Raw genomic sequence first — 1195 nt, forward strand, 5'->3', positions numbered from 1 at the left:
CCCCGTATTTGAGTAGCACCTAGCTTTAGAGTCCGGGGTTTAATTTAACTGCTTCTGCATCAACCTCTGTGCATAGGCTGAGGGCGTCAGCCCGCCAAGCGATTTCTTAGGCCGCTGTTCGTTGTATTCTCGGCGCCATGCTTCGACGATGGCCCTGGCATGCGCCAGATTTGTGAACCAGTGCTCGTTCAGGCATTCATCACGGAACCGTCCGTTGAATGATTCGACGTATGCGTTCTGGTTCGGTTTACCTGGTTCAATCAAGAACAGTTGCACACCCCGTGCATGTGCCCAGCTCACCATGGCACGGCTGCAGAACTCTTTGCCGTTGTCTGTTCTGATGGCCTTGGGCAATCCTCGGGACCTTGTCAATTGCTCCAGGATGCGCACGAGTTGGTGACCACCCAATGCACGCTCGGCCACGATAGCTACCGCTTCATGCGTGGCGTCATCAACCACGGTCAAGCTCTTGATGCTGCGTCCTTCGGCAGTCCGGTCGAACACAAAGTCCATAGACCACACCTGATTGGCCATCGCTGGACGCTCCAAGGGATGCCGCTCGGCCATTGGAATCTTTGTGCGCTTGCGCCTCTTCACTTGCAAGCCAGCCTGGGCATACAGACGTTCCACCCGCTTGTGATTCACCAGCTCGCCAGCTTGGCGCAGCTTCAGGTAAATCATGCCGGCGCCGTAACGTCGATGGCGCTGCGCCAAAGCGATGATCTTGTGCCGGAGGGCGCAATTGCAATCTGCTGCAGGTTGATAACGGTAAGCACTGGGACTCATGCCAACGACACGCAGCGCTCGTCGTTCGCTGAGCCCTTGGCCGTTCATGTGGCGCACCAACTCCCGCCTTGCCGGTGCGCTCACCACTTTTTTCTCAAGGCTTCTTTCGTCACCTCGTTCTCAAGCAGTGCATCGGCCAGCAACCGTTTAAGGCGCCCGTTCTCAGTTTCCAGCTCCTTGAGGCGCTTGGCATCAGAGACGCTCATGCCGCCAAACTTGCTGCGCCAAAGGTAGTAGCTGGCTTCGGAGAATCCGTGCCGCCGACAAAGCTCAGCTACCGGCAAGCCCGATTCAGCTTCCCGAAGGAAGCCAATGATCTGTTCTTCCGTGAATCGCTTCTTCATGTCCAATCTCCTGTCGTTGGGATTGGACTCCAAGCTCAACTGCTACTCAAAGCGGGGGGACGTCG

1 protein-coding gene is annotated in these 1195 nt (G+C 56.7%); it reads right to left on the reverse strand.

Annotation, left to right across the window (positions count from 1 at the left end; genetic code table 11):
• Window positions 1-39 precede the first annotated feature (39 nt).
• A protein-coding gene (locus AAIL67_RS24675; protein ID WP_343485398.1) for an IS3 family transposase occupies window positions 40-1130 on the reverse strand; the annotation gives its coding sequence in 2 pieces (ribosomal slippage) (window positions 40-872 and window positions 872-1130; 1092 coding nt in all).
• Between the last annotated feature and the right edge of the window lie 65 nt (window positions 1131-1195).

It is taken from the genome of Comamonas sp. A7-5 (assembly GCF_039581385.1).
GTDB lineage: Bacteria > Pseudomonadota > Gammaproteobacteria > Burkholderiales > Burkholderiaceae_C > Comamonas > Comamonas thiooxydans.